27 protein-coding genes are annotated in these 23,318 nt (G+C 70.3%); 15 read left to right on the plus strand and 12 right to left on the minus strand.

Annotated features, from left to right (window positions below):
- Positions 1-23: 23 nt before the first annotated feature.
- Positions 24-1,289, minus strand: a complete 1,266-nt coding sequence (locus SOM08_RS12715) for an NIPSNAP family protein (protein WP_245980754.1) — start codon at positions 1,287-1,289, stop codon at positions 24-26.
- Between the two features lie 80 nt (positions 1,290-1,369).
- Between SOM08_RS12715 and SOM08_RS12720 the strand changes: the two genes are divergently transcribed.
- The 4 genes from SOM08_RS12720 (at position 1,370) to SOM08_RS12735 (ending at position 5,294) form a co-directional block, all read left to right on the plus strand.
- Positions 1,370-2,365 carry a helix-turn-helix transcriptional regulator gene (locus tag SOM08_RS12720; RefSeq protein ID WP_116957024.1) on the plus strand — a complete coding sequence of 332 codons (996 nt, stop codon included), beginning with the start codon at positions 1,370-1,372 and terminating at the stop codon, positions 2,363-2,365.
- Positions 2,366-2,450: 85 nt separating this feature from the next.
- Positions 2,451-3,488 (plus strand): MBL fold metallo-hydrolase, encoded by a 1,038-nt coding sequence (locus tag SOM08_RS12725; RefSeq protein WP_116957025.1) that lies wholly within the window; start codon positions 2,451-2,453, stop codon positions 3,486-3,488.
- A 108-nt stretch (positions 3,489-3,596) separates the two neighbouring features.
- Positions 3,597-4,187, plus strand: coding sequence for a nitroreductase family protein (locus tag SOM08_RS12730; RefSeq protein WP_116957026.1), 591 nt, complete (start codon positions 3,597-3,599; stop codon positions 4,185-4,187).
- 243 nt (positions 4,188-4,430) lie between these two features.
- Positions 4,431-5,294: a putative selenate ABC transporter substrate-binding protein gene (locus tag SOM08_RS12735; RefSeq protein WP_181936360.1), complete on the plus strand. Its 864-nt coding sequence runs from the start codon at positions 4,431-4,433 to the stop codon at positions 5,292-5,294.
- 13 nt (positions 5,295-5,307) lie between these two features.
- Here the strand turns inward: SOM08_RS12735 and SOM08_RS12740 are convergent, their stop codons facing one another.
- Positions 5,308-6,435 (minus strand): substrate-binding domain-containing protein, encoded by a 1,128-nt coding sequence (locus SOM08_RS12740; protein ID WP_116957027.1) that lies wholly within the window; start codon positions 6,433-6,435, stop codon positions 5,308-5,310.
- A 98-nt stretch (positions 6,436-6,533) separates the two neighbouring features.
- Between SOM08_RS12740 and SOM08_RS12745 the strand changes: the two genes are divergently transcribed.
- Genes SOM08_RS12745 through SOM08_RS12755 form a run of 3 tightly spaced genes read left to right on the plus strand, consistent with a single transcriptional unit; the run spans position 6,534 to position 8,808 of the window.
- Positions 6,534-7,262, plus strand: a complete 729-nt coding sequence (locus tag SOM08_RS12745; protein WP_116957028.1) for an ABC transporter permease — start codon at positions 6,534-6,536, stop codon at positions 7,260-7,262.
- A complete protein-coding gene (locus tag SOM08_RS12750; RefSeq protein WP_322469059.1) occupies positions 7,259-8,011 on the plus strand; it encodes a phosphate ABC transporter ATP-binding protein in 753 nt (250 codons plus the stop codon). The genes SOM08_RS12745 and SOM08_RS12750 overlap by 4 nt, the downstream gene beginning before the upstream one ends.
- Positions 8,008-8,808: an extracellular solute-binding protein gene (locus SOM08_RS12755; RefSeq protein ID WP_116957030.1), complete on the plus strand. Its 801-nt coding sequence runs from the start codon at positions 8,008-8,010 to the stop codon at positions 8,806-8,808. The genes SOM08_RS12750 and SOM08_RS12755 overlap by 4 nt, the downstream gene beginning before the upstream one ends.
- A gap of 11 nt (positions 8,809-8,819) precedes the next feature.
- On the opposite strand, the gene SOM08_RS12760 is transcribed toward SOM08_RS12755, so the two are convergent.
- The 5 genes from SOM08_RS12760 to SOM08_RS12780 are packed head-to-tail and all read right to left on the minus strand — an operon-like array spanning position 8,820 to position 12,198.
- Positions 8,820-10,550: a SulP family inorganic anion transporter gene (locus SOM08_RS12760; RefSeq protein ID WP_116957031.1), complete on the minus strand. Its 1,731-nt coding sequence runs from the start codon at positions 10,548-10,550 to the stop codon at positions 8,820-8,822.
- 16 nt (positions 10,551-10,566) lie between these two features.
- Positions 10,567-10,983, minus strand: a complete 417-nt coding sequence (locus tag SOM08_RS12765; RefSeq protein ID WP_116957519.1) for a TIGR01244 family sulfur transferase — start codon at positions 10,981-10,983, stop codon at positions 10,567-10,569.
- A 9-nt stretch (positions 10,984-10,992) separates the two neighbouring features.
- The gene (locus SOM08_RS12770; RefSeq protein ID WP_116957032.1) at positions 10,993-11,424 is read right to left on the minus strand and encodes a YeeE/YedE family protein; all 432 of its coding nucleotides are present in this window, start codon (positions 11,422-11,424) and stop codon (positions 10,993-10,995) included.
- 10 nt (positions 11,425-11,434) lie between these two features.
- Complete coding sequence (locus SOM08_RS12775; protein WP_070399939.1) at positions 11,435-11,872, minus strand: YeeE/YedE family protein; 438 nt, start codon at positions 11,870-11,872, stop codon at positions 11,435-11,437.
- A gap of 14 nt (positions 11,873-11,886) precedes the next feature.
- On the minus strand, positions 11,887-12,198 hold the full coding sequence (locus SOM08_RS12780; RefSeq protein ID WP_116957033.1) for an ArsR/SmtB family transcription factor: 312 nt from the start codon (positions 12,196-12,198) through the stop codon (positions 11,887-11,889).
- A 107-nt stretch (positions 12,199-12,305) separates the two neighbouring features.
- Between SOM08_RS12780 and SOM08_RS12785 the strand changes: the two genes are divergently transcribed.
- A complete protein-coding gene (locus tag SOM08_RS12785) occupies positions 12,306-13,184 on the plus strand; it encodes an MBL fold metallo-hydrolase (protein ID WP_322469060.1) in 879 nt (292 codons plus the stop codon).
- A 1-nt stretch (position 13,185) separates the two neighbouring features.
- Here the strand turns inward: SOM08_RS12785 and SOM08_RS12790 are convergent, their stop codons facing one another.
- On the minus strand, positions 13,186-14,091 hold the full coding sequence (locus tag SOM08_RS12790) for a LysR family transcriptional regulator (RefSeq protein WP_220377544.1): 906 nt from the start codon (positions 14,089-14,091) through the stop codon (positions 13,186-13,188).
- A 129-nt stretch (positions 14,092-14,220) separates the two neighbouring features.
- Between SOM08_RS12790 and SOM08_RS12795 the strand changes: the two genes are divergently transcribed.
- Complete coding sequence (locus tag SOM08_RS12795) at positions 14,221-14,598, plus strand: cupin domain-containing protein (protein WP_116957035.1); 378 nt, start codon at positions 14,221-14,223, stop codon at positions 14,596-14,598.
- A 61-nt stretch (positions 14,599-14,659) separates the two neighbouring features.
- On the opposite strand, the gene SOM08_RS12800 is transcribed toward SOM08_RS12795, so the two are convergent.
- Positions 14,660-14,965, minus strand: coding sequence for a c-type cytochrome (locus tag SOM08_RS12800; RefSeq protein WP_116957036.1), 306 nt, complete (start codon positions 14,963-14,965; stop codon positions 14,660-14,662).
- Between the two features lie 117 nt (positions 14,966-15,082).
- Here SOM08_RS12800 and SOM08_RS12805 point away from each other — a divergent pair, with 117 nt between their 5' ends.
- Positions 15,083-15,325 carry a TIGR04438 family Trp-rich protein gene (locus SOM08_RS12805; protein WP_204742668.1) on the plus strand — a complete coding sequence of 81 codons (243 nt, stop codon included), beginning with the start codon at positions 15,083-15,085 and terminating at the stop codon, positions 15,323-15,325.
- 25 nt (positions 15,326-15,350) lie between these two features.
- On the opposite strand, the gene ilvD is transcribed toward SOM08_RS12805, so the two are convergent.
- Positions 15,351-17,045 carry a dihydroxy-acid dehydratase gene (gene ilvD, locus SOM08_RS12810; RefSeq protein ID WP_116957038.1) on the minus strand — a complete coding sequence of 565 codons (1,695 nt, stop codon included), beginning with the start codon at positions 17,043-17,045 and terminating at the stop codon, positions 15,351-15,353.
- Between the two features lie 107 nt (positions 17,046-17,152).
- On the opposite strand from ilvD, the gene SOM08_RS12815 reads away from it, so the two are divergent.
- Both SOM08_RS12815 and lgt read left to right on the plus strand, forming a co-directional pair.
- Positions 17,153-18,073: a LysR family transcriptional regulator gene (locus tag SOM08_RS12815; protein WP_116957039.1), complete on the plus strand. Its 921-nt coding sequence runs from the start codon at positions 17,153-17,155 to the stop codon at positions 18,071-18,073.
- A 4-nt stretch (positions 18,074-18,077) separates the two neighbouring features.
- Positions 18,078-18,890 carry a prolipoprotein diacylglyceryl transferase gene (gene lgt / locus SOM08_RS12820; protein WP_116957040.1) on the plus strand — a complete coding sequence of 271 codons (813 nt, stop codon included), beginning with the start codon at positions 18,078-18,080 and terminating at the stop codon, positions 18,888-18,890.
- A gap of 150 nt (positions 18,891-19,040) precedes the next feature.
- Here the strand turns inward: lgt and SOM08_RS12825 are convergent, their stop codons facing one another.
- Positions 19,041-20,156 (minus strand): hypothetical protein, encoded by a 1,116-nt coding sequence (locus SOM08_RS12825; RefSeq protein ID WP_322469061.1) that lies wholly within the window; start codon positions 20,154-20,156, stop codon positions 19,041-19,043.
- Complete coding sequence (locus SOM08_RS12830; RefSeq protein ID WP_322469062.1) at positions 20,135-20,506, minus strand: hypothetical protein; 372 nt, start codon at positions 20,504-20,506, stop codon at positions 20,135-20,137. Before SOM08_RS12830 ends, SOM08_RS12825 begins: the two co-directional genes overlap by 22 nt.
- Positions 20,507-20,725: 219 nt before the next feature.
- Here SOM08_RS12830 and SOM08_RS12835 point away from each other — a divergent pair, with 219 nt between their 5' ends.
- The 3 genes from SOM08_RS12835 to SOM08_RS12845 all read left to right on the plus strand — a co-directional run bounded on the left by SOM08_RS12835 (position 20,726) and on the right by SOM08_RS12845 (position 23,308).
- Positions 20,726-21,145: a PaaI family thioesterase gene (locus SOM08_RS12835; RefSeq protein WP_070399949.1), complete on the plus strand. Its 420-nt coding sequence runs from the start codon at positions 20,726-20,728 to the stop codon at positions 21,143-21,145.
- A gap of 88 nt (positions 21,146-21,233) precedes the next feature.
- Positions 21,234-21,902: a GntR family transcriptional regulator gene (locus tag SOM08_RS12840; RefSeq protein WP_070399950.1), complete on the plus strand. Its 669-nt coding sequence runs from the start codon at positions 21,234-21,236 to the stop codon at positions 21,900-21,902.
- On the plus strand, positions 21,899-23,308 hold the full coding sequence (locus SOM08_RS12845; protein WP_245980755.1) for a malonyl-CoA decarboxylase: 1,410 nt from the start codon (positions 21,899-21,901) through the stop codon (positions 23,306-23,308). Before SOM08_RS12840 ends, SOM08_RS12845 begins: the two co-directional genes overlap by 4 nt.
- The last annotated feature ends 10 nt before the right edge of the window (positions 23,309-23,318 follow it).

A 23,318-nucleotide genomic window follows, 5' to 3' on the forward strand; every position in this document is an offset into this window, starting at 1 on the left:
AGCGGCTCCCGCGCCCTTGGCGCTCAGGCCTGGATCGCCGAACGCGCGGTGGGCGCCAGCCTGTGGTGGCGCGCCGGGCGATCGAGCCATGGCGCCAGCGCCGCCTGCGCGTCGCGGTCCCAGGCGCCGCTGCGCTCGAAGGCGTTTAGCGAGGGCAGGTCGGGAAACAGGGCAAAGCCCACCAACACCGGCTTCCCCTCCCGCACGGGCAGGCGAGGAAAATCGTTCGGCGCCTCGTCGGTGACGTACCAGCCGAGGACGTGCGCGCCACCCTTCCGCAGGCACGGCGACAGGGTGTCGCGGCAGAGGCTCAGCAGCGCCGCACCGGCCGTCTCGCGCAGGGGCAGCACGCTGACCCGCAGCAGGCCCGGCGCGGTCGTCTGCCCCGTGGACTGCGGGCGGCGGCGGCCCTGCATCGAGAGGCCCGAGCCCGGCCAAGCCGGGCGCAGCAGCAGCACGTCGTCGGAGTCGACCATGGTGGCGTTGGCCGCGCCGCCGTGCTGTCGCCAGACGGGGCCGCCATAGAACGCCGCCAATCCCCTGGTGCGGCTGTCCCTGTCGGCAAAGCCGCGCAGCCAGACGAAGTGGTCGGGCGCATCGAGGTCGCGGAACTGGCCCATCACGGCCATGGCCAGTGCTTCCTGCGGTTCGACCAGGGCCCGCTCGAACAGCTCGATCAATGTGTCGCGCTGGCCCGGATGAAGGGTGTACCGGCGCAACTCGACCACCTGGCAGTCGAGGCCGAGGGCGGGTGGCGGCGCCGGTTCGGCCGGGGACGGGGCCTCGCGCTCAAAGTCCATGACCCAGTTGACCTCCCAGCTGCGCCCGCCGTCGTCGGAGAAGGCCTGCTGCCAGCGCGCCCGCTCGCTGCCCCAGCGCTGCCAATGGAAGCGCACGCGGACCGTGCGTCCCTCGAACCGGTCCTCGCCCTCGAACAGGCCTTCGCTTCCCTGGAAGCGGCCGACCACCGGGGCGCCGAGCTGCCCCGTCGCGGGGTCGATGCCTCCGCCTTCGTTGGTGACCCAGTAGATGCTCCAGAGGTTGGTCGCCGGGTTGAACAGGCGCAGCGACATGCCCACCCAGCCCGGTTTCCAGGTCGGCGCGACCAGGGTATCGAAGTTGATCACGCCGCCCGGCAGGTGCTGGTTGGTGGTGGAGGCGGTGAAGGTTTCCCATTCGTCGCTGCCCTGCAGGCGCTGTTTCAGGCGCCGCTGGCGGGTGGTCCAGTGGCCGACCAGGAAATCGAAGTCCTGCTTCGCGCTCGTTGCGCCGGGGTCTGGGGTGTTCATGGTGTGCCTGCCTGGTGGTGATGAAGGAAGGGCGATGCTGGCACCACCAATATGACAAGGGGTGTCATGATTGGGCGGCCATGAAAGCCCACCGCCTGTTGTCCATCCTCATGCTGCTGCAGGCCCACGGTCGTTTGACGGCCGGCGCCATCGCGCGCTCGCTCGAGGTGTCCGAGCGCACCGTCCTGCGCGACATCGATCAACTCTCGGCGGCCGGCGTGCCCCTGTGGGGCGAACGGGGCCACCAGGGTGGCTTCCAATTGCAGCCGGGCTGGACGACGCAGCTCACCGGCATGACGGGCGACGAGGCGAACGCCCTGTGGCTGGCCGGCCTGCCGGGGCCGGCGACGGCGCTGGGCCTGGGCGAGGCCGCCGCGTCGGCACGGCTCAAGCTGATGGCCAGCGTGCCGGCGCCCTGGCGCGACCAGGCGGCCTTGGTGGCCGAGCGGCTGCACATCGACCCCCTGGATTGGTACCGGGCCTCCGACACACCGGCGTTCCTGCGGGACGCGGCGCAGGCCGTCTGGAGCGGCAAGCGCCTGCGGGTCGACTACATGAGCTGGCGCGGTCTGTCGCGGCGGGAGCTTGAACCCTTGGGGCTGGTGCTCAAGGCCGGCGCCTGGTACCTCGCGGCACGCGAAAGCCGGCAGACCGCCGTGCGCACCTACCGCCTGGCCAGCGTGCGGGGCCTGGCGGTCCTGGGCAGCGGCTTCCGGCGTCCCCGCGGCTTCGACCTGGCGCGCTACTGGCAGGAGTCGTCGGCGCGGTTCGAGGCCGGGTTGCGGCCGCTGCAGGCCCGGGTGCTGGTGTCGCCCCGGGCGCTGGGCTGGCTGGAGCACGCGCGCCACCGTTTCGCCGAGGTGCCGGTGGCGCCGCAGGACAGGGCGCCCGACGGCTGGCGCTGCGTCCTGTGGGCGCTGGAGTCGGTCGAGCACGGCGCGCGGCAGATCCTGGGCCACGGCGCCGAGGTCGAGGTGGTGGAGCCGGCGGCGCTGCGCGCCGAGGTCGCGCGGCAGGCCGAAGCCATCCGCGCGCGCCACGCCACGCCGCAGGACGGCCTGTCCGCGCCCCGGTGAGCGGTCGCCCCCGGGCCGGGCGGCGTGCCGTTCTCCGTCGGTCTGGCTATGATCTGAAAATAAGCAATAACTGATGGAGACGCCGATGCCCACCCGCCACCTCCCCACCGACCGCCTCACCCGCCGCCACTGGCTGCGCGCCGGTGCCGGCCTGGCACTGGGCGCCGCCGGCCTGGCCGCCGTGCCCGAGGCGCGGCTGTTCGCGCAGCAGGTGCGCGACTTCGTGGTCGGTCCGCCCATGCCCGACATCCCCGCGCAACAGCTGTCCCCGCACGTGTGGATGGTGTTCGCGGAGGACGGATTTCCCACCCCGCAGAACCAGGGGATGATGGCCAACGTGGTTTTCGTGGTCACGAAAAAGGGCGTGGTGGTCCTGGATTCGGGCGGCTCGCTGCAGATCGGGCAGATGGCGATCCGCATGATCCGCCGCGTGACCGACCGGCCTGTGGTGGCTGTGTTCAACAGCCACTACCACGGCGACCATTGGCTGGGCAACCACGCCTTCGTCGAGGCCTTCCCGGGCGTGCCCATCCACGCGCTGGCGCACACGCGCGAGCAGATCCTGGGGGCCGAGGGCAATGCCTGGCGCGGCATGATGGAGCGCTGGACCAACCAGGCCACGCTGGGCACGAAGATCGTCGCACCCAACACCGACGTGCGGCCCGGCCAGGTGTTCGACTACGGAGACGTGCAGCTGCGCCTGCACCACCACGGCGTGGCGCACACGCCGTCCGACCTGTGCATGGAGGTGGTGCAGGACCGTCTCACCTACGTCGGCGACATCGCCATGGGCAACCGCATCGCCAACATCGACGACGGCTCCTACGTGGGCACCTTCAAGACCTACGACACGCTCATGAAGGACCTGGGCGAGCAGCTCTGGGTGCCGGGCCACGGCCACGCGAGCCGCGACCTGCTCCAGACCTACGGTGATTTCCTGCGCGGCATTTACGAGCCCTGCCTGAAGGCGGTGAAAGACGGCCTGCCGCTGGACAAGGCCAAGGGCCTGGTGCTGGCCGATCCGCGCGTGGCCGCGCGCGCGGCCAGCATGCAGGGCTTCGACAGCAACATCGGCAAGTACACCAGCCTGGCGTACCTGGAAGCGGAGAAAGAGGCGTTCTGAACGCGCTGGCCGGCCCCGAGGGGCCGGGCCCCAGGGTCATGGCCCGCGCCAGCGGCCTGCGGTGGCGCACACTGGTGCCTCAATACCCCCACCGCACCGCCCGCCGCCATGAACACCCCCCGCGACCCCGCGCCCGCCGACCCGCTCGAGTCCCTGCTGTCGCGCCTGTCGGTCGGCACCAAGTACCTGCGCGAGCCCGCGCCTTCGCCCGACGAGCTGCGGCGCATGGCCGCCGCCGCGCTGCGCGCGCCCGACCACGCGGGCCTGGTGCCTTACCGGTTTGCCGTCGTGCGCGGGGAGGCCCGGCAGCGCCTGGCCGACCTGTTCGAGACCGTGGCCCTGGCGCAGGGGAAACCGGCCGAACAGGCGCGGCGCGACCGTGGGCGCGCCACCGAACCGCCGCTGCTGGTGGCCGTGATCGCGCGCATCGACGCCGGCCACCCGGTGGCCACAGTGCACGAACAGTGGATCGCCCTGGGCGGCGCGCTCGCCAACTTCCTGACGGCCGCTCACGCCCTGGGTTACGGCGGCAAGATGCTCTCGGGCAGCAAGGTGCGCGACCAGGCCGTCATGTCGGCCTTCTGCCGGCCCGGCGAAACCCTGGTCGGCTGGATGGTGCTGGGCACGCCCTTGGGCGTGGGCCGGCCGAAGTTTCACAAGCCTTCGCCGGACGAGCTGCTGGGCGACTGGCCGGGGTGAGGGCGGAGGGCGGCTCGCAATGTCTCGCGCCATTCCCGGCGCTCCTTCCGGGGCGCCTTCGGGCATGCGCTCAATGGCTTGAAAGGAGCCGCGTCCTTGACGCAGACCGGCCCGTGGCCGCGTGGACTAGGATTCGCGGTCCGCGCTCGCGCGCCGGCGCCCGCCAGGGCATGCCGCCTTCCTTTCTCGCAAGGCCGCGCCCTTTGTTCTTGAGCCGCTTCCTCCCTTCATCAGGAAACCACCATGACCCGCCATTCCCTGTTTCACCGCTGTCGCCACGCCCTTGTGCTGGGCCTGGGCCTGGTGGCCGCCGCCGCGCACGCTCAGCAGGTGTTCCGCGTCACCGCCATCCCCGACGAATCGCCCACCGAGCTGGCGCGCAAGGCCGCGCCGCTGGTGAAGTACCTGGAGGGCGCCCTGGGCATGAAGGTGGAATACACGCCGGTGACCGACTACGCCGCCGCCGTCGAGGCGCTGGTGAACAGGAAGGTGGACATGGCCTGGTTCGGCGGCTTCACTTTCGTGCAGGCCAATGTGCGTTCGGGCGGCAAGATCATCCCGCTGGTGCAGCGCGAGGAAGACGAGAAGTTCCGCTCGGTCTTCATCTCCAGCGACCCGGCCGTGAAGTCGCTGGCCGACCTCAAGGGCAAGGACGTGAGCTTCGGTTCGCAGAGCAGCACCTCGGGCCACCTCATGCCGCGCAGCTTCCTGCTGCAGGCCAACATCAACCCCGAGAAGGACTTCGGCCGCGTGGCCTACAGCGGCGCGCACGACGCCACCATCGCCGCCGTGGCCTCGGGCAAGGTGCAGGGCGGGGCGCTGAACATCTCGGTGTGGGAGAAATTCGTGGCCGACAAGAAGGTCGACACGGCCAAGGTGCGCGTGATCTTCACCACCCCGCCGTACTACGACTACAACTGGTCGGTGCACGCCGACATGCCCGCCGCGCAGCGCGAGAAGCTCGCCGCCGCGCTGCTCAAGCTGGACCGCGCCACGCCGCAAGGCAAAGAGGTGCTGGACCTGCAGCGCGCCACCCGTTTCGTGCCCACCAAGGCCGACAACTACAAGGGCATCGAGGCGGCCGCGCGCAGCGCGAACCTGTTGTGAGGGCGCGAGCGGCTCAGCCCCACCAGGGCAGCAGCCGCTTCATCGCCGCCACCTCGCCGCAGTGGTCCGGCCGGTAGCCGGGCAGGGCGGCCAGGCGTTCCTGCCAGGGGCGGCTGCGCAGCCGCTCCAGCAGGCGCTGCAGGGGCGGCTCGTCCAGGGTGTTCTTCAGGCAGACCAGCAGGTAGCGCTCGTCGGTGACGGGCACGAAGCCCAGGCCGGCGCTGCGCGCGGCGTACTCGGTGCCCAGGCCCACGTCGGCGCTGCCGCTGGCCACGGCGTGCGCCACCGCCGCGTGCGAACGCTCCACGCGCTCGTAGCCGTCCACGTCGCCCGACGGCAGGCCGGCCTGGGCCAGCAGCTCGTCCAGCAGCAGGCGTGTGCCCGTCCCCTTGGCGCGGTTCACGAAGCGCGCCTGCAGCCGCGCCACGTCGGCGACGTCGCGCAGGCGCAGCGGGTTGCCGGGCGCCACCACCAGGCCCTGCGTGCGCCGCGCGAAGCCGATGATCTTGTGCAGGCCCGGTTTGAGCAGCGGGCGGTAGGTGCGCGCGGTGAGCGTGTGCGCGTCGGCGAAGGGCTGGGTGTGAAAGCCGGCGATCTTGCAGCGCCCCTCGTTGAGCGCGCGGATGGCGTCCACGCTGCCGCAGAACTGCACGTCCAGGTGCAGGCGCTGGGCTTCCCCCTGGCCGCTGCCGCCAGCGTCGCGCGCCGCGAAGTCCACCAGCTCGGCAAGGGCGTGGTCGTGGCTGGCATAGAGCGTGAGCTGGGGGTGCTCGGTGGCCTCACCGTCGAGCATGAGCGCGAAGGCGCGTTCGAGTTCGGCGCGCAGGTTCTCCATCTGCGGGCCCAGCCGGGCCTGGGCCAGGCGCTCGGCCGCCAGCAGCTTCTCGCCGAAGGGCGTGAGGCGCGCGGCCTGGCCGCGCTCCCAGAAGATCAGGCCCTGGCCGAGATCGGCCTCCCATTCCTTGAGCTGCCCCCACACGTGGCGGTAGGACAGGCCCAGCTCGCGCGCCGCGCCGGAGATGGAGCCTGAGGCCTTCACGGCGTGCAGCACGTCCATCATGGGGTTGCGCAGCAGGGCCGATCCATTGCCGGCGGGCCGCTCGCGCGTGCTCAGTTGGTACGCCAGCTCGATTCGTCGCATGGTCGTCAAGTGTGCATCAAGGTGTCTTATGCACCAACGTTCATACCGCGTCAGTACGTAGCGCGGGCAGGTCTCTGGCTCGCTAAGCTCACCCACATATGAACACCTTTGCCGATAGCGTGGCGACCGCGATCGGGCTGATCCTTTCCGGCGATGCGGGCCTGTGGGCCATCGTGTGGCGGTCGCTGGCGGTCAGCGTCACCGCCACTGGCATTGCCTACGCCCTGGGCCTGTGGCTGGGCGCCTGGCTGGCGGCCGCGCGCTTCGCCGGGCGCGGCGCGGTGCTCACGCTGCTCAATACCGCGCTGGCGGTGCCGGCGGTGGTGGTGGGGCTGGTGGTGTACCTGCTGCTGTCGCGCTCGGGGCCGCTGGGCTTCCTGGGCTGGCTGTTCAACTTCGAGGCCATGGTGGTGGCGCAGGCCGTGCTGGTGCTGCCGCTGGTGACCGCCCTGGTGCGCCAGGCCGTGGAGGACGCCGACCGCAGCCACGGCGAGCAGCTGCGGTCCATGGGCGCGGGCACGCTGATGCGCAGCCTGCTGCTGGCCTGGGACGAGCGCTACGCGCTGCTCACGGTCTTCATCACGGCGTTCGGCCGGGCCATCGCCGAGGTCGGCACCGTGATGATCGTGGGCGGCAACATCGACGGCTTCACGCGCGTCATGACCACCGCCATCGCCCTGGAAACGAGCAAGGGTGACCTGCCGCTGGCGCTGGGCCTGGGCCTGGTGCTGCTGGCCGTGGTGCTGGTGCTCAATGCGCTGGTGTCGCTGGTGCGGCGCTGGCGCGAGCGGCAGGATGGGCTGCTGCCCGTCGGAGCGGCCGCATGAGCGGGGTGCCGCCCCCCGCCATCGCCGAGCCGTGTTTCGAGTTGCGCGGCGCCCAGGTGCGCCTGGGGCCGGCGCCGCGCCCGCCCGCGCTGGACGACGTGAACCTGCGCATCTTGCCCGGTGAGCGCGTGGCCTTCATCGGCGCCAATGGCAGCGGCAAGAGCACGCTGCTGCGCACCCTGCACGGGCTGTTGCCGCTCACGGCGGGCACCCTGCGGGCGCCGGGCGGCCAGCGCGTGGCCATGCTGTTCCAGCGCCCGCACATGCTGCGCATCCGCGCGCTGCACAACGTGGCCCTGGGCCTGTGGTTGCAGGGGCGGCGCTGGGGCGAGGCGCGCGCACTGGCGCTCACCGCCCTGCGGCGCGTGGGCCTGGTCGAGCTCGCGCAGCGCAACGGCCGTGCGCTCTCGGGCGGGCAGCAGCAGCGCTTGGCGCTGGCGCGCGCCTGGGCCCTGCAACCCGACATCTGGCTGCTCGACGAGCCCACCGCCAGCCTGGACCCGCACGCCAAGCGCGAGGTCGAGCAGCTCATCGCCGAGTTCACCGCCACGCCCGCGCAGGGCCAGCCCACCACGCTGGTGTTCGCGAGCCACAACCTCGGCCAGGTCAAGCGCCTGGCCAGCCGCGTCGTCTACCTGGAGCAGGGCCGAGTGCTCGCCGACCTGCCCGTGCACGATTTTTTCAACGCCGACCTGCTGCGCGCCGTGTGCCCGCACGCCCATTTGTTCGTTCAAGGAGAAAGCTGGTGAAACCTATCCGTTCCATCCTCACCCTGGCCGCCGGCCTGCTGATCGGCGGCGCCGCGCTCGCGCAGAGCATCGTCGTGGCGTCCACCACGTCCACCGAGCAGTCCGGGCTGTTCGGTCACCTCCTGCCGCAGTTCAAGCAGGCCACGGGCATCGACGTGAAGGTGGTGGCCCTGGGCACCGGCCAGGCGATCGATATGGCGCGCCGCGGTGACGCCGACGTGCTCTTCGTGCACGACAAGGTGGCCGAGGAGAAGTTCGTGGCCGAGGGCTTCGCCGCCAAGCGCCAGGAGGTCATGTACAACGACTTCGTTCTCGTGGGCCCCAAGGCCGACCCGGCCAAAACGGCGGGCAAGGACATCGTGGCCGCGCTCAAAAAAGTGGCGGCGGCCAACGCGCCCTTCATTTCACGCGGCGACAAGAGCGGCACGCACGCGGCCGAGCTGCGCTTCTGGAAGATGACCGGAGGCGACGACAAGGGCAGTGGCTACAAGGAGTGCGGCTGCGGCATGGGCCCGGCGCTCAACATCGGTTCGGGCGCCAACGCCTATGTGCTCACCGACCGCGGCACCTGGCTCAACTTCAAGAACCGGGGCGACCTGACGGTGCTGGTGGAGGGCGATCAGCGCCTGTTCAACCAGTACGGCGTGATGCTGGTGAGCGCGGCCAAGCACCCGCAGGTGAAGACCGCCGAGGGCCAGAAGTTCGTGGACTGGGTGACAGGACCCGCCGGCCAGGCCGCCATCGCCGCCTACAAGATCGGCGGCGAGCAGTTGTTTTTCCCGAACGCCGCGAAGTGAGCCTCGGGCGCTCAGTCGCCCGCTGAGGCCAGTGAGACGGCAGCCTGGTGGTGCGTGAGGAATACGCGCCCGCTCAGGCGCTGCAGGAAGTCGCTGCGCTGCAGCTTGTCCATCACCGGGCCTTTCACTTCCGAGAGGTGCAGCTGCAGGCCGGCGTCGCGCAGGCGCTGGTCGATGGCCTCCAGGCTGTCGAGCGCGCTGGCGTCGATGTCGTTGATGGCCGAGCACTGCAGCACCACGTGGCGCAAGGCCGGGCGCTGCGCCACCGCGGCGTTGATGCGGTCCTCCAGGGCGCGCGCGTTGGCGAAGTACAGGCTCTCGTCCATGCGCAGGGCCAAGACCTGCGGGTGGGTGATGACCTGGTGGCGCAGCACGTTGCGGTAGTGCTCGGTGCCGGGCACCTGGCCCACCTCGGCGATGTGCGGCTGACTGGTGCGCCACAGGTGCAGGGCCAGCGACACGCCCACGCCGGCCACCAGGCCGCTTTCCACGCCCACCGCGAGCGTGGCCACCAGCGTGGCGAGCACGGCGGTGAAGTCCGCCTTGGAGTAGGTCCAGGTGCGGCGCAGGATGCCGACGTCCACCAGCGACAGCACGGCCACCACGATGGTGGCGGCCAGCGTGGCCTGCGGCAGGTGGAAGAGGGCCGGCGTCAGCAGCAACGAGGCCAGCAGAATGCCGACGGCGGTGTACACGCCGGCGGCGGGCGTCTGCGCGCCTGCGTCGAAGTTCACCACCGAACGCGCGAAGCCGCCAGTGACGGGAAAGCCGCCCGTGAACGCGGCTGAGAGGTTGCTGCCCCCCAGGGCGACCAGCTCCTGATCGGGCTCGATGCGCTGGCGGCGCTTGGCGGCCAGCGTCTGGCCCACCGAGACCGACTCCACGAAGCCCACCACGCTGATCAGCAGCGCGGGCACCAGCAGCGATTGCCACAGCGCCTGGTCCCACAAGGGCAGGGTGAATGGCGGCAGGCCCTGCGGTACCGCGCCCACGAGCTTGACGCCCTGCGCGCCGCCATCGACGGCCCAGGTGAACAGCGTGGCGCCCATGATGGCGGCCACCGGTCCGGCCTTGGCCCCCAGCTCGGCCGCGCGCGGTGGCACGCCCAGGCGGCGCAGCAGCGGCTGCAGGCCGCGCCGCACCCAGAACAGAAAGGCCAGGCTGGCCGCGCCGATGCCCAGCGTGAGTCCATGCACATGGCCCCGTTGCGCCCACAGCGCCGCCAGCATCTCCACCAGGTTGTGTCCGCCGGCCGACACCCCCAGCAAGGTTTTGAGCTGGCTCGCCGCGATCAGCAGACCCGACGCCGCGATGAAACCCGCGATGACCGGATGGCTCAGGAAGTGCGCGAGAAAGCCCAGGCGCAGCAGGCCCATGGCCAGCAGGATCAGTCCCGAGAGAAAGGCCAGCGTGATCGCCACCGCCAGGTAGTGGGCGCTACCGGCGGCGGCGTGTTCGCCCACGGCGGCGGCCGTCATCAGCGAGACCACGGCCACCGGTCCGACCGCCAGTACGCGGCTGGTGCCCAGCAGGGCGTAGGCCAGCAGCGGCGCCACGCTGGCGTACAGGCCGACCTCGGGCGGCAGGCCCGCCAGCTGGGCGTAGGCCAGGCTCTGCGGGATCAGCATGAGCGTGACGATCACCGCGGCGACGGCGTCGCGCAGCAGGGTGTCGCGGCCGTACCCGCGGGCCCAATGCCTCATGGGCAGGTCGGGCCACCAATGGCGTGTGGACAGGTTCATGGTCGTGCGTCGGTGTTCAGGCCCGCGCCGGCGGCGGGGGCATTCGGCTCAAGTCGTAACCCGCGGCGGCTGCCGTCTGCAGCACCTCGGCCCAGGGGCGCTGGCCGGCCTGCGACAGCGCCCAGAGTTGGGTGCTGCGCGTGCCGCTGCGGCAGTACGCGAGCACGGGGCCCTCGGCCTGCGCGAGCGCTTCGCCGAAGGCGCGGCCCTGTGCTTCGTCCAGTTGTCCGGACACGACGGGCAGGAACACGAAGCGCAGGCCGGCCGCCTGGGCGGCGCGCGCCATGGTCTCGTGGTCGGGCTGGCCGGGCTGCTCCCCATCGGGCCGGTTGCAGATCAGCGTGGTGAAGCCGGCGGCGGCGGCGGCGGGGAGGTCGCCCGGCGCGATTTGGGGGGCGACGGACAGGGTGGGGGTGAGGCGTTTGAGGTCCATGGTCATCCTTCAGGTCGTTCGGGTCTTCGCGCTCATGCGCTCCAGCCATTCGAACACGACCATGCCCATGAGCATGGCCAGCACGAAGACAAGACCCTTGACCTCGCCCGCGGCCATGGACACCAGCCCCGGTCCGGGGCAAAAGCCCGCCAGGCCCCAGCCCACGCCGAAGAGGAGGCTGCCCAGCACCAGCCGGCGGTCGATTTCCGTGGCCTTGGGCAGGTACATGCCCGAGCCCAGGAAGCTGCGCGTGCGCCGCTTGGCCACCGCGAAGGCCAGCAGCCCCACGGCGATCGCACCCCCCATGACGAAGGCCAGGGAGGGGTCCCAGGCACCGGCCAAGTCCAGGAAGCCCTGCACCTTGCCGGGGTCCGTCATACCCGAGAGCATCAGGCCCAGGCCGAACAACAGGCCGATGAAAAAAGCGGAGAGTTTTTGCATGGTGGCGTCCTCAGATCAGGTGGCGGATGACGAACACGGTGGCGAAGCCGGTGGCCATGAAGGCCAGCGTGGCGACCAGCGAACGCGGCGACAGGCGCGACAGCCCACACACGCCGTGGCCGCTGGTGCAGCCCGAGCCGTAGCGGGTGCCGATGCCCACCAGCAGGCCGGCCAGCACCACCAGGCCGGTGCTGGCGTCGATGCGCGGCGCGCTCAGCCAGCCCGCGGGCGCCAGCCAGACGAACACCAGCGGCGATACCAGCAGGCCCGCGACCAGGGCCAGGCGCCAGCCGATGTCCCCGGCCTTGGGGTTCAGCAAGCCGCCCACGATGCCGCTGATGCCCAGCACGCGGCCATTGAGCAGGATGAAGAGCGCCGAGGCCAGGCCCAGCAGCAGCCCGCCGGCCAGCGAGGCCCAGGGCGTGAAATTGACCCAATCGATCGTCATGGTGGAAAACTCCTTCAGCGGGAACAGAACTGTTGGTACACGGTGCGGATGACGGCCTGCGCGGGCGGGCTGTCGAGGCTGTAGAAAACGTGCTTGCCCTCGCGGCGCGTGAGCACCAGCCCCTCGTCGCGCAGCACCGTGAGCTGCTGGGACAGCGTGGGCTGCGTGATGCCCAGCGCGGCCTCGAGTTCGCCCACGTTGTGTTCGCCCTGGGACAGCTGGCACAGGAGCATCAGGCGGTCGGGGTTGGACAGCACTTTCATGAGGCGGCAGGCCTCGGCGGCGGCCGATTGCATGTCGTCGATGTCGAGCTTGGTGGCGGGCATGGGACACTCCATTCAATGTGCCGTTCATCGGCGGCACGGTCGACACTATATTGACTGATAGATTGTTTGTCAATATATTGTTGTTCACTTATTGAAAGGAGCCTGCCATGTCCGTCGCCACCGCCGTCCGGCCCCAGGTCCAGGGACTGTTCGACCCCGCCACCTGGACCGTCACCTACGTCGTGCACAACGGCCCGGGCACACCCGCGGCCATCATCGACTCTGTGCTGGACTACGACCCCAAGTCAGGCCGAACGCGCACGGCCTCGGCCGACCAGGTGATCGACTATGTGCGCGCCAACCGCCTCACGGTCGAATGGATCCTGGAAACACACGCGCACGCCGATCACCTGTCGGCCGCGCCCTACCTGAAGAAGCACCTGGGTGGGCGCATCGGCATCGGTGGGCGCATCACGCAGGTGCAGAAAGTGTTCAAGGCCGTGTTCCATCTGGAGCCCGAGTTCCGCCTCGACGGCTCGCAGTTCGACCACCTCTTCCAGGAGGGAGAGCGCTTCCGCATCTGTGAACTGGAGGCCGAGGTGCTCTACGTGCCCGGCCACACGCCTGCCTGCGCGGCCTACCACGTGGGCGACGCGGTGTTCGTGGGCGACACGATGTTCATGCCCGACGTGGGTACCGCGCGCTGCGACTTTCCCGGTGGCGACGCCAAAACGCTGTACGCCTCGGTGCGGCGCCTGCTCTCGCTGCCGGGCGACACGCGCCTGTTCATGTGCCACGACTACCCGCCCAACGGCCGCGACGTGCGCTTCGAAACCACGGTGGCCGAACAGCGCGCGAAGAACATTCACGTGCACGACGGCGTGAGCGAGGCCCAGTTCGTCGAGATGCGCACGAAGCGCGATGCCACGCTGGACATGCCGACACTGATCCTGCCGTCGGTGCAGGTCAACATCCGCGCGGGCGAGTTGCCGCCGCCCGAGGCCAACGGGGTGTCGTACCTGAAGATTCCGGTGAACGCGCTGTGAGTCAGCGCGCGGCGGCGAAGGCCTCGGTCAGCGCATCGGCCAGCACCCGCACGCGCGCCGGCATGAGCCGCTGCGTGGGCATCAGCAGGTGGATGGGCATGTCGGGCGGGCGCAGCCGCGGCAGCAATTCCACCAGCGCGCCGCTGGCCAGCTCGTCCTCCACCATGTAGTCGGGCAATTGCGTGAGGCCCAGGCCCAGCGAGGCCGCGCGGGCCATGGCCTCGCCGTCGTTGATGCGCAGCGCGTGCTCGGGGTGCAGCGTGCGCGTCTCGCCGTTCACCCGGAACTGCAAGGGCCGGTTGCGTCCGCTGGAGTGCTGGCGGTAGACGATGAAGCGGTGACGGGCGAGGTCCTCATAGCGGCGCGGGCGGCCCGCGCGGTCCAGGTAGGACGGCGCGGCGCACAGGATCATCGATTGCTTGGCGAAGCGCCGCGCCACCAGGCTCGAGTCATCAAGCTCGCCCACGCGCACGCTGGCGTCCAGGCCGCCTTGCACCAGGTCCGCGTAGGCGTCGGAGAGCTGGATGTCGAGCACCAGGCCCGGGTGGCGTTCGGCGAGTTGCGCCAGCACTGGCAGCAGCTTGCGCCGTCCGAAGGCGATGGGCAGGTCCAGCCGCAGCGTGCCGCTGGGGCGCGCGCGGCGGCCATCGGCTTCCTCCTGCAGTTCCTGCAGTTCGCTCAGCACGCGCTGACAGCGCGCGAACAGGCGTTCTCCGTCGTCGGTGAGGCTCACCTTGCGCGTGGTGCGGTGGAGCAGGCGCACCCCCAACGAGGCTTCCAGCCGCGCCACGGCCTTGGCCAGCGTGGAGGGCGCCTGCCCCATGTCGCGCGCGGCGGCGGCGAAGCTCTGGCGGCGCGCCACCTCGGAGAACGCGATGAGGGCCTGTGCCCCTGCAATGCTGCTCATGGTGGATTGACGAAGTTGGTTCGGCAATGAAACGGCTCTGAAGCGTATTCCATCGTCAATAACTTCGCCAGACACTGCGCGCCGAACGGGCCGTGGTGGTCCGTCAAACCGGGACGAAAGGAGTCCAGCATGTACGTGATCGATCAGTCCATCCCCGAAGCCACCCCCATCGCGGGCGTGGCGCACGCCACCTGGGCCAGCGCCAGCGACGGCCTGACACAGCTCTCCGTGTGGCGCCAGACCCTGGCGCCTGGTGCCGCCACGCCGCCGCACAGCCACGCCTGCGACGAGGTGGTGCTGTGTCACGCGGGCGCGGGCGAACTGCACATCGACGGCGAGGTCCAGCGCTTCGGCGCTGGCCAGAGCGTGGTGTTGCCGCGCGAGAAGCTGCACCAACTGTTCAGCGTGGGCGCCACGCCCCTGGAGCTGACGGGCGTGTTCGGGCAGACGCCGGTGCCCGTGCGCCTGCCCGACGGTCAGGCGCTGGAGCTGCCCTGGCGGAGCTGACGTGGCCCATGGACAAAAAAAATGCCGGCGCGATGCCGGCATTTTTGTGGGGGGCGTGAAATTACTTCTGGCTCAGCACCCAGGCCGCAAGCTTCTTGGCCTCGGCCTCGCTCACCTGGGGGTTGGCGGGCATGGGAATCGCGCCCCAAACGCCCGAGCCGCCTTTCATGATCTTGGTGGCCAGCATGTCGACGGCCTTGGCGTCGCTGCCGTACTTCTTGGCCACGTCTTTGTACGCAGGGCCGACCAGTTTCTTGTCCACCGAGTGGCAGGCCATGCAGTTCTTGGCCTTGGCCAGGGCCTCGTCGGCCATGGCGGGGGCCGCCAGGGTGGTCATGGCGGCCATAATCAGAAGCGCACGTTTCATGGGGTGTCCTTTGGAATGTCAGGGGCGAACGGGGCAAATTCTATCGACTGGGTTGGCCGAGCCCCTGTTATCGGATTTTCTTTGCCGGAATTTACCGGTCATTTACCGGAGGCTGAGATGTATTTGCTGGGTCTGGGCATCGCGCTCTTGCTGATGAAATACCTGGAATTCGGCCCGGTCGCCGAATGGTCGTGGTGGGTCGTGCTGGCCCCGTTCGCGCTGGCGGCGGCCTGGTGGGCCTGGGCCGACTTCTCGGGCTACACCAAGCGCAAGGCCGTGGAGAAGATGGACCAGAAGAAACGCGACCGCCTCGACAAGCAGCGCGAGGCCTTGGGCATCAAGACGGGCAGGCGCCGCTGAAGCAGCGCCTGCCATCCGTGCCGGCTCAGAAGTTGTCGAGCACCGCGCCCTTGCTGGCGCTGGCCGCGTTGAACGCAAACTTGGCCTGCACGCCGCGCGTGTAGCGCGGGGCCGGCGCTTTCCAGTTGGCGCGGCGTTTCGCCAGCTCGGCCTCGGCCACGTTGAGTTCCAGCACCAGCTGGTGGGCGTCGATGGTGATGGAGTCGCCCTCGTGCACCAGCGCAATGTTGCCGCCCGCGGCGGCCTCGGGCGCCACGTGGCCCACCACCATGCCCCAGGTGCCGCCGCTGAAGCGACCGTCGGTGATCAGGCCCACGCTTTCGCCCAGGCCGGCACCGATCAGCGCGCCCGTGGGCGCCAGCATCTCGGGCATGCCGGGGCCGCCCTTGGGGCCCAGGTAGCGCAACACCATCACATCGCCGGCCTTGATCTTGCCGTCCAGGATGGCCTGCAGCGCGGACTGCTCGTCGTCGAACACGCGCGCCGGGCCGGTGATCACGGGGTTCTTCAGGCCGGTGATCTTGGCCACCGCGCCCTCGGGCGAGAGGTTGCCCTTGAGGATGGCCAGGTGGCCCTGGGCGTACATGGGGTTGCTGATCGGCCGGATCACGTCCTGGTCCTTGCGCGGCTCGTCGGGCACGTCCTTCAGCACCTCGGCGATGGTCTGGCCGCTGATGGTCAGGCAGTCGCCGTGCAGCAGGCCGGCCTTGAGCAGGACCTTCATCACCTGCGGGATGCCGCCGGCGTTGTGCAGGTCCACCGCGAGGTACTTGCCGCTGGGCTTGAGGTCGCACAGCACCGGCGTGCGCTGGCGGATGCGTTCGAAGTCGTCGATGGACCACTCCACACCGGCCGCGTGCGCGATGGCCAGGAAGTGCAGCACCGCGTTGGTGGAACCGCCGGTGGCCATGATCACGGCCACGGCGTTCTCGATCGCCTTCTTGGTGACGATGTCGCGCGGCTTGATGTCCTTCTTGATGGCTTCGATGAGCACCTTGGCCGATTCCTTGGCCGAGTTCTGCTTCTCGTCGTGGGGGTTGGCCATGGTGGACGAATAGGGCAGGGAAATGCCCAGGGCCTCGAAGGCCGAGCTCATGGTGTTGGCGGTGTACATGCCGCCGCAGGAGCCGGTGCCGGGGATGGCGTGCTGCTCGATGTCCTTGAGTTCCTGGTCGCTGATCTTGCCGGCCGCGTTCTGGCCCACGGCCTCGAACACGCTGACGATGTTGAGGTCCTGGCCCTTCCACTTGCCCGGCAGGATGGTGCCGCCGTAGACATAGATGGCCGGCACGTTGGCGCGCAGCATGCCCATGAGGCCGCCGGGCATGTTCTTGTCGCAGCCGCCGACGACGACCACGCCGTCCATCCACTGGCCCTGCACGCAGGTCTCGATGCAGTCGGCGATGACCTCGCGGCTGACCAGCGAGTACTTCATGCCTTCGGTGCCCATGGCCATGCCGTCCGAGATGGTGGGCGTGCCGAAGATCTGCGGATTGCCTCCGGCTTCCACGATGCCCTGCACGGCCGCGTCGGCGAGCTTTTGCAGGCCGCTGTTGCAGGGGGTGATGGTGCTGTGCCCGTTGGCCACGCCCACCATGGGCTTGCCGAAGTCGCCTTCCTTGTAGCCCATGCCGTAGTACATGGAGCGGTTGGGCGCGCGCGATTTGCCCTGGGTGATGTTGTCGCTGCGCAGAACCTGTCGGGGGGTCTTGTCGGCCATGTCGTCTCTCTCGGGTCTCGTGGGAAGGAGGGGAAAGCTTCGCAGTATGCGCCAGCGCCGCAGGGGCATCCAATCGGATCGGCTGGGTTCATTGATATGCTGGGCTTATGAACAAGGGCCAAAATCCACAGCGCAGCGAATGGCGTCAATGGCGCCAGTTCGCCGTGCTGGCCGAGGAGCTGCACTTCGGCCGCGCGGCGGCGCGGCTGCACCTCACGCAGCCCGCGCTGACGCAGGCCATCGCCTCGCTGGAGGCGGCGCTGGGGGTTCGCCTGTTCGAGCGCAGCCGCCGCCAGGTGGCCCTGAGCGCGGCGGGTGAGGCCCTGCTGCCCGAGGTGCGCGAGCTGCTGCGCCGCGCGCAGGCGCTGCCCGCGCTGGCGCGCTCGGCGGCACAGGGCGAAAGCGGGCGGCTGCGCATTGCCTTTGTCTCCACCGTGGGCTTCAGCCTGCTGCCACCCTGGGTGCGGGCGTTTCGCGAGCGCTGGCCGGGGGTGGCGCTGGAGCTGATCGAGGCCACGGGCGACGTGCAGCGCGATCTCATCGCCAGCGGCGACGTGGACGCGGGCTTCGTGCTGCATGCGCCGGGCGACAGCGCGCCGGGCCTGCAGCACCGGGCCCTGGTGACGGAGCCGCTGGTGCTGGCCTTGCCCGAGGCGCACCCGCTGGCGGCGCGAACGCGCCTGTCGCTCGCGGCGGTGGCGGACGAGCCGCTGGTGATGTTCCCGCGCCGCATCCTGCCCGAGGTGTTCGACGAACTCATGCGCCTGTACCGCACCGCCGGGCGCGAGCCGAACGTGGCGCAGGAGGCGATCCAGATGCAGACCATCGTGAACCTGGTGTCGGCCGGGCTGGGCCTGGCCTGGGTGCCGCAAAGCGTGCGGCAATTCCAGCGGCCCGGTGTGGTGTACCGCCCCGTGGGCCTGCCGCGCGGCCAGGCCGTGCCGCAGTGCGAGACCAGCCTGGTCTGGCGCGACGCCGCGCTCAGCCCGGCGCTGCAGCGCTTCATCGATGCCGGGCGTTCACAATAGCCGCATGCTGCAACACCCCCAGATCGACCCCGTGGCCCTGCAGATCGGGCCGCTCGCCATCCACTGGTACGGCCTGACCTACCTCGCGGCCTTCGCGCTGTTCTTCTGGCTCGGCCGCCTGCGCCTTCGCCACGAGCCGTACGCCAGCATCACCCAGCCGCGCCCCTGGGAAACGCGCGACGTGGAGGACATCCTGTTTCTTGGCGTGCTGGGCGTGGTGGCGGGGGGGCGCCTTGGCTACTGCCTGTTCTACCAGCCGGCCTACTACCTGCAGCACCCATTGGAGGTGTTCTACGTGTGGCAGGGCGGCATGAGCTTTCACGGCGGGCTCATCGGCGTGATGCTGGCCATGGTCTGGTACGCGCGCAGCCGCGGCCGGCCCTTCTTTCAGGTGATGGACTTCGTCGCGCCCTGCGTGCCCACGGGCCTCGCGGCCGGTCGCGTGGGCAACTTCATCAACGGTGAGCTGTGGGGCCGCGTGGCCGATCCCTCGCTGCCCTGGGGCATGGTGTTCCGCGGCGCGGGCGGCCTGCCGCGCCACCCCTCGCAGGTCTACCAGTTCCTGCTGGAGGGGGTGCTGCTCTTCGTGCTGCTGTGGCTCTATGCGCGCCGGCCGCGCCAGACGGGCCAGGTCTCCGGCCTGTTCCTGTTGGGCTACGGCGTGTTCCGCTTCATTGCCGAGTTCTTCCGCGAACCCGATGCCTACCTGGGCCTGTTGGCCCTGGGCCTGAGCATGGGCCAGTGGCTGTGCGTGCCCATGATCATCGGCGGCATCGGCTTGTGGTGGTGGAGCGGGCGGCGCGGCGCGACGGCCTGATCGGGGCAGGGGCCGGCGTGGCGTTCGATCGGTTGCTGCGGCAGGCCTAGGGGTACGGTGCGGCCACCGGCCGGTCGACGCCGGCGATGGAGATGGAGGGCGTCATGGGCGACTTGCACCTGTGGGCGCTGGCGCTTGCCGACGGCGATCTCATGGGTGCCGCTTCCTCAGCGGCCCGTACTGCGTGGCCATGGGCTTGAGTTCGTTCCGCAAGGCCGCCTTCTCCGGCTGGGACCAGCCCCGGGTGAGGGCCTTCGCCGCTTCGGCCACGGTTTGGAACAGCCATGGGGGAACCAGGGGCACAGCGTGTTCGGGGGACGGGGGGCTGGCCACTTCGGCGAAGCGCTGGCGCAGCCAGCCCAGCAGCAGGTAGGCGTGCGCCCGCGCGCTGAGCCGGTCGCCCGACAGTTGTTCGAGTTGGTTGCGGGCGATGGCCCGCTCGGGGCAGAGCGGCAGGTAGTGGCCGAGCACGAGCCAATCGGCCGGCGACAGCGGCTCCTGCGGTTCGTCTGAGTTTTCCCGGTTCGCGCAGGCACTGAGGAACAGCAGCCAGTTGGCCCAGGGGTCGCGGTTGTCCTGGGCCAAACTCAACAGCGTGACCCGCCCCCACCACGACAGCAGCGCGGGCAGCCCCCGGGGCCGAAGCATGGACGGCGACTCTTCAAGGCGCTCGCGAAAGGCCCTGAACATGTAGTACGCCCAAAGAGAGGCATTGGGGCGCCGGCGCAAATGGTCGATCAGCGCGTTGGCATTGGCTGCCGCCAGCGAGCGGTGCAAGGTGTCAGCGAGTTCGTCGAACACCATGCGGTGATCCAGGTGCGGCAGGAGGTGCACCAATTGATCGGCTTGCCGTTCAAGGGGCAGCTCGGGGTTGTCCGCGAAGAACTGGTCCAGGTCGAAAAGCAGGGGCATCGACAGCCAGAGGCCGGGCAAAGGCAGGCGCAGCACGGCGAGGCGGGTCGCGGGCGGGCAGCGCGCGAAGAGTTCCTGGACCGTCACCGACGGATCGTGCAACGCCTGCGCGGGCTGGAGCCATTCGGGTGGACACAAGAGCGCCAGCGTGTGCCGCAAGGCCACGCTGTGCGAGGCGAACAGGGCCAGGCAAGGGGCATGCACCGCGCTGTCGGACTGGGGAGGCACGCTGTCTTCGTCGGGGGACAGCAGGCCCAGCGCGGCCTTCGTCACCCATACCCAGCGGGCGAGTGCCGTCCAGTCGGGGTCCAGCGGGTCCGTGCAGCGGTGCATCAGCTGGGTGAACGCCGCCACCGTGTGGTCGAGCAGCCGAACAGCACGAACAGGTCCATCAGCGCGGTGGCGGCCCGGTGGGCGTGGCGCACGCGCTGTGGCACGCCGCACGACGCCATCGCGTTCAGGCGGTGGTTGAACCCCTGTTCGATCGCCTGGCGCTTGTCGCCGTCTTTGGGGTGGCCGCGCGGCGCCAGGGCGGGGTGCGTCCAGTGGTCCGGTACCGGGACGTCGGTGGGGGGCTGAGGCGGGCGCTGGGGCGGTTGTGGTGGGGTAAGGGCGCTGGATTGGAGGGCCTCGGGGCGTGTGCCGGTGGAGAGGCTGCGGGCACGGGTCTTGGTGAGGGCATGGGGGCCGGAGGCGGGGCGCATGGCGGGCTGAACCTTCGTGTGGCGTGCCGTCCGGCACGGGCGCGGGTTCGTCGCGGGCGGGGGTTGGGGGTTCCCGCTGGCGAGGCGCCGTCATGGCTGCGTGGTGGGGCGGTGGGGCGGTGGGGCGGTGGGGCGGTGGGGCGGTGGGGCGGATCGAAGCGATGCCGCAGAATGGGCGGCGCTGGCGCAGCCGCTGCCGCCACGAGAGGAGAGCAAGCCATGATCACCCCCGAAAGCTTCAACCAGCGCAGCGCCGGCAAACTGCCCGGCCACCTGGGTCTCGTTGTCACCCACGTCGCCTCGGGCGAGGTGCGTGCCGAACTGCCGGTGCGCGAGGCCCTGATGGCGCCCAATGGCTTCCTGCACGCGGGCAGCCTGGTCACGTTGGCCGACACCTCGGCCGGCTGCGGTTGTCTGGCCAGCCTGCCGCCCGGCGCCAACGGTTTCACCACGGTGGAACTCAAGTCCAACCACCTGGGCACGGCACTGGAAGGCACGCTGGACTGCGTGGCCAAGGCCGCGCACCTGGGCCGGACCACCCAGGTGTGGGACGCCACCGTGACCCACCGCGAGACCGGCAAGACCCTGGCGCTGTTCCGCTGCACGCAGATGGTGCTGTACCCCAAGGCCGGTGGCTGAGCCGCCGCCGGTCGGTGGCACGGGTTTTCCCCGTGCCGGGGCGCCGTTCCCGACTGGAAGAATTAGCTGTAATTACCAGTGATTACCCATGCGCGTGGTGCTCAACTCCCTGCACGATGAAGCGGCCTCGCAACTGCGCGAGCGCATTTTCTCGGGTGAGCTTGCGCCTGGCAGTTACCTGGACGAACCCGCCCTGTGCGCGGCCCTGGGCATTTCGCGCACGCCGCTGCGCGAGGCGCTCAAGGTGCTCACCGCCGAGGGGCTGCTGCGCCACGAGCCGCGCCGCGGCTGCTTCGTGGCCGAGGTCACCGAACGCGACCTCGACGAGATCTTTCCCGTGATCGCTCTGCTGGAGGGCCGCTGCGCGTTCGAGGCCGCGGGCAACGCCAGCGACGCGGAACTCGCCGCGCTGGAGCAGTTGCACGACAAGCTCCAGCGCGCCGCGCGCGCCAAGCGCATCAACGAGTACTACGCCGTCAACTACGCCATCCACGAAGCCATCATCGCGCTGGCCGACAACCGCTGGCTGGCGCAGGTCATCGGCGACCTGCGCAAGATCCTCAAGCTGGCGCGGCAGCAGCAGCTGCGCGCGCCGGGCCGGCTGGAGCAGAGCCTGTCGGAGCACCTGGCCGTGTTCGCCGCGCTCAAGGCGCGCGACGCCGAGGGCGCCGAGGCGGCCATGCGCACCCACCTCACGCGCCAGCGCGTGGCGCTGCGCGAGCTGGCGCGGCAGCAGAAGTCGAGGTTGAGCGCATGAGCCTGGGCCGGCCCTTGCAAGGCCTTCGGTCCGCGGCGCGGCGCGCGCAGCGTGGGGGCATCCGCCTCGACCCCCCGCAGTGGATCGCCGAGCGCGTCTCGCGCCTTCGCCCGGCCGTTTCGGCCGCGCCAGCCCCCGCGCCGCGCTCCACCGCCGAGCGCCTCGGCGCGCGCCTGCGCCAGGAAGGCGAGGCCCTGGCGCCGCGCGCCTTGCGCCGCCTGCTGAACGACATCAAGGCGGTGGTGGACCCCATGGTCAGCGAGGTGGAGGGTGGACGGCGGGCGCAGGCCCTGATCGACTGGTACGGCAAGGCCGAGCCCGCCCAGCGCCGCGACCTGTGGCTGCTCATGAGCGAGCACTTCATGGCCGACCCGCAGAAGGTGAAGCGGGCCCAGTCGGAGTACCAGGCGGCCGTGGGAACGCCCGACGAGGCCGCCGCCGAGGTGCGCTACCGGCGCGCCACGGTGTCGCCGCGCCGGCGCATCCTGCAGCGCTTCAGCGCCAACCCCCAGGGCATACCCTTCCTGGTGGCGCTGCGCGCCGAACTGCAGCCCGCGCTGCGCCAGGAGCCGCGCCTGCAGGCGCTGGACGTGGAGATGGAGTACATGTTCTCCACCTGGTTCGACGTCGGCTTCCTGGAGCTGCGCCGCATCAGCTGGGATTCGCCGGCCTCGTTGATCGAAAAGCTCATCCGCTACGAGGCGGTGCACGACGTGCGCGGCTGGGCCGACATGAAGAACCGGCTGGACAGCGACCGCCGCTGCTACGGCTTCTTCCACCCGCGCCTGCCGGGCGAGCCGCTGATCTTCGTGGAGGTGGCGCTGATGAACGACATCGCCGGCAGCATCACGCCGCTGCTGGACGAGTCGGCCGCGCCGGCCGACCTCTCGCGCGCCACCACCGCCATCTTCTATTCCATCAGCAGCACCCAGGTTGGCCTGCGCGGCGTGAGCTTCGGCGACTCGCTGATCAAGCGCGTGGTGGAGACGCTGAAAGAGGAATTCCCGCGCCTGCGCACCTTCGCCACCCTGTCGCCCATTCCGGGCCTGCGCGCCTGGCTGTCCCGGCAGGCCCCGTCCGCGCTGCTCGCCGCCTGGGAGCGCTGGACGGAACTCGACGAGAAGGCGCCCGAGCGCCAGGCCCTGCTCGCCTGGGCCGCGCGCTACCTGGGCCAGGAACTGCGCGACGGCGAGCCGCTGGACCCGGTGGCGCGCTTCCACCTGGGCAACGGCGCGCGGATCGAGCGCATCCATTGGGGTGGCGATCCCTCGGCCAAGGGCAACAAGCAGTCCTTCGGCCTGATGGTGAACTACCTGTACGACCTGCGGCGCCTGGACAAGCACAGGGCCATGCTGGCAGCGGGAAAAGTCCCGATAGGCGGGGCCGTCGAGGCCCTGTACCGTTGACGCGGACCTG

The organism is Hydrogenophaga sp. SNF1, assembly GCF_034421675.1.
GTDB lineage: Bacteria > Pseudomonadota > Gammaproteobacteria > Burkholderiales > Burkholderiaceae_C > Hydrogenophaga > Hydrogenophaga borbori.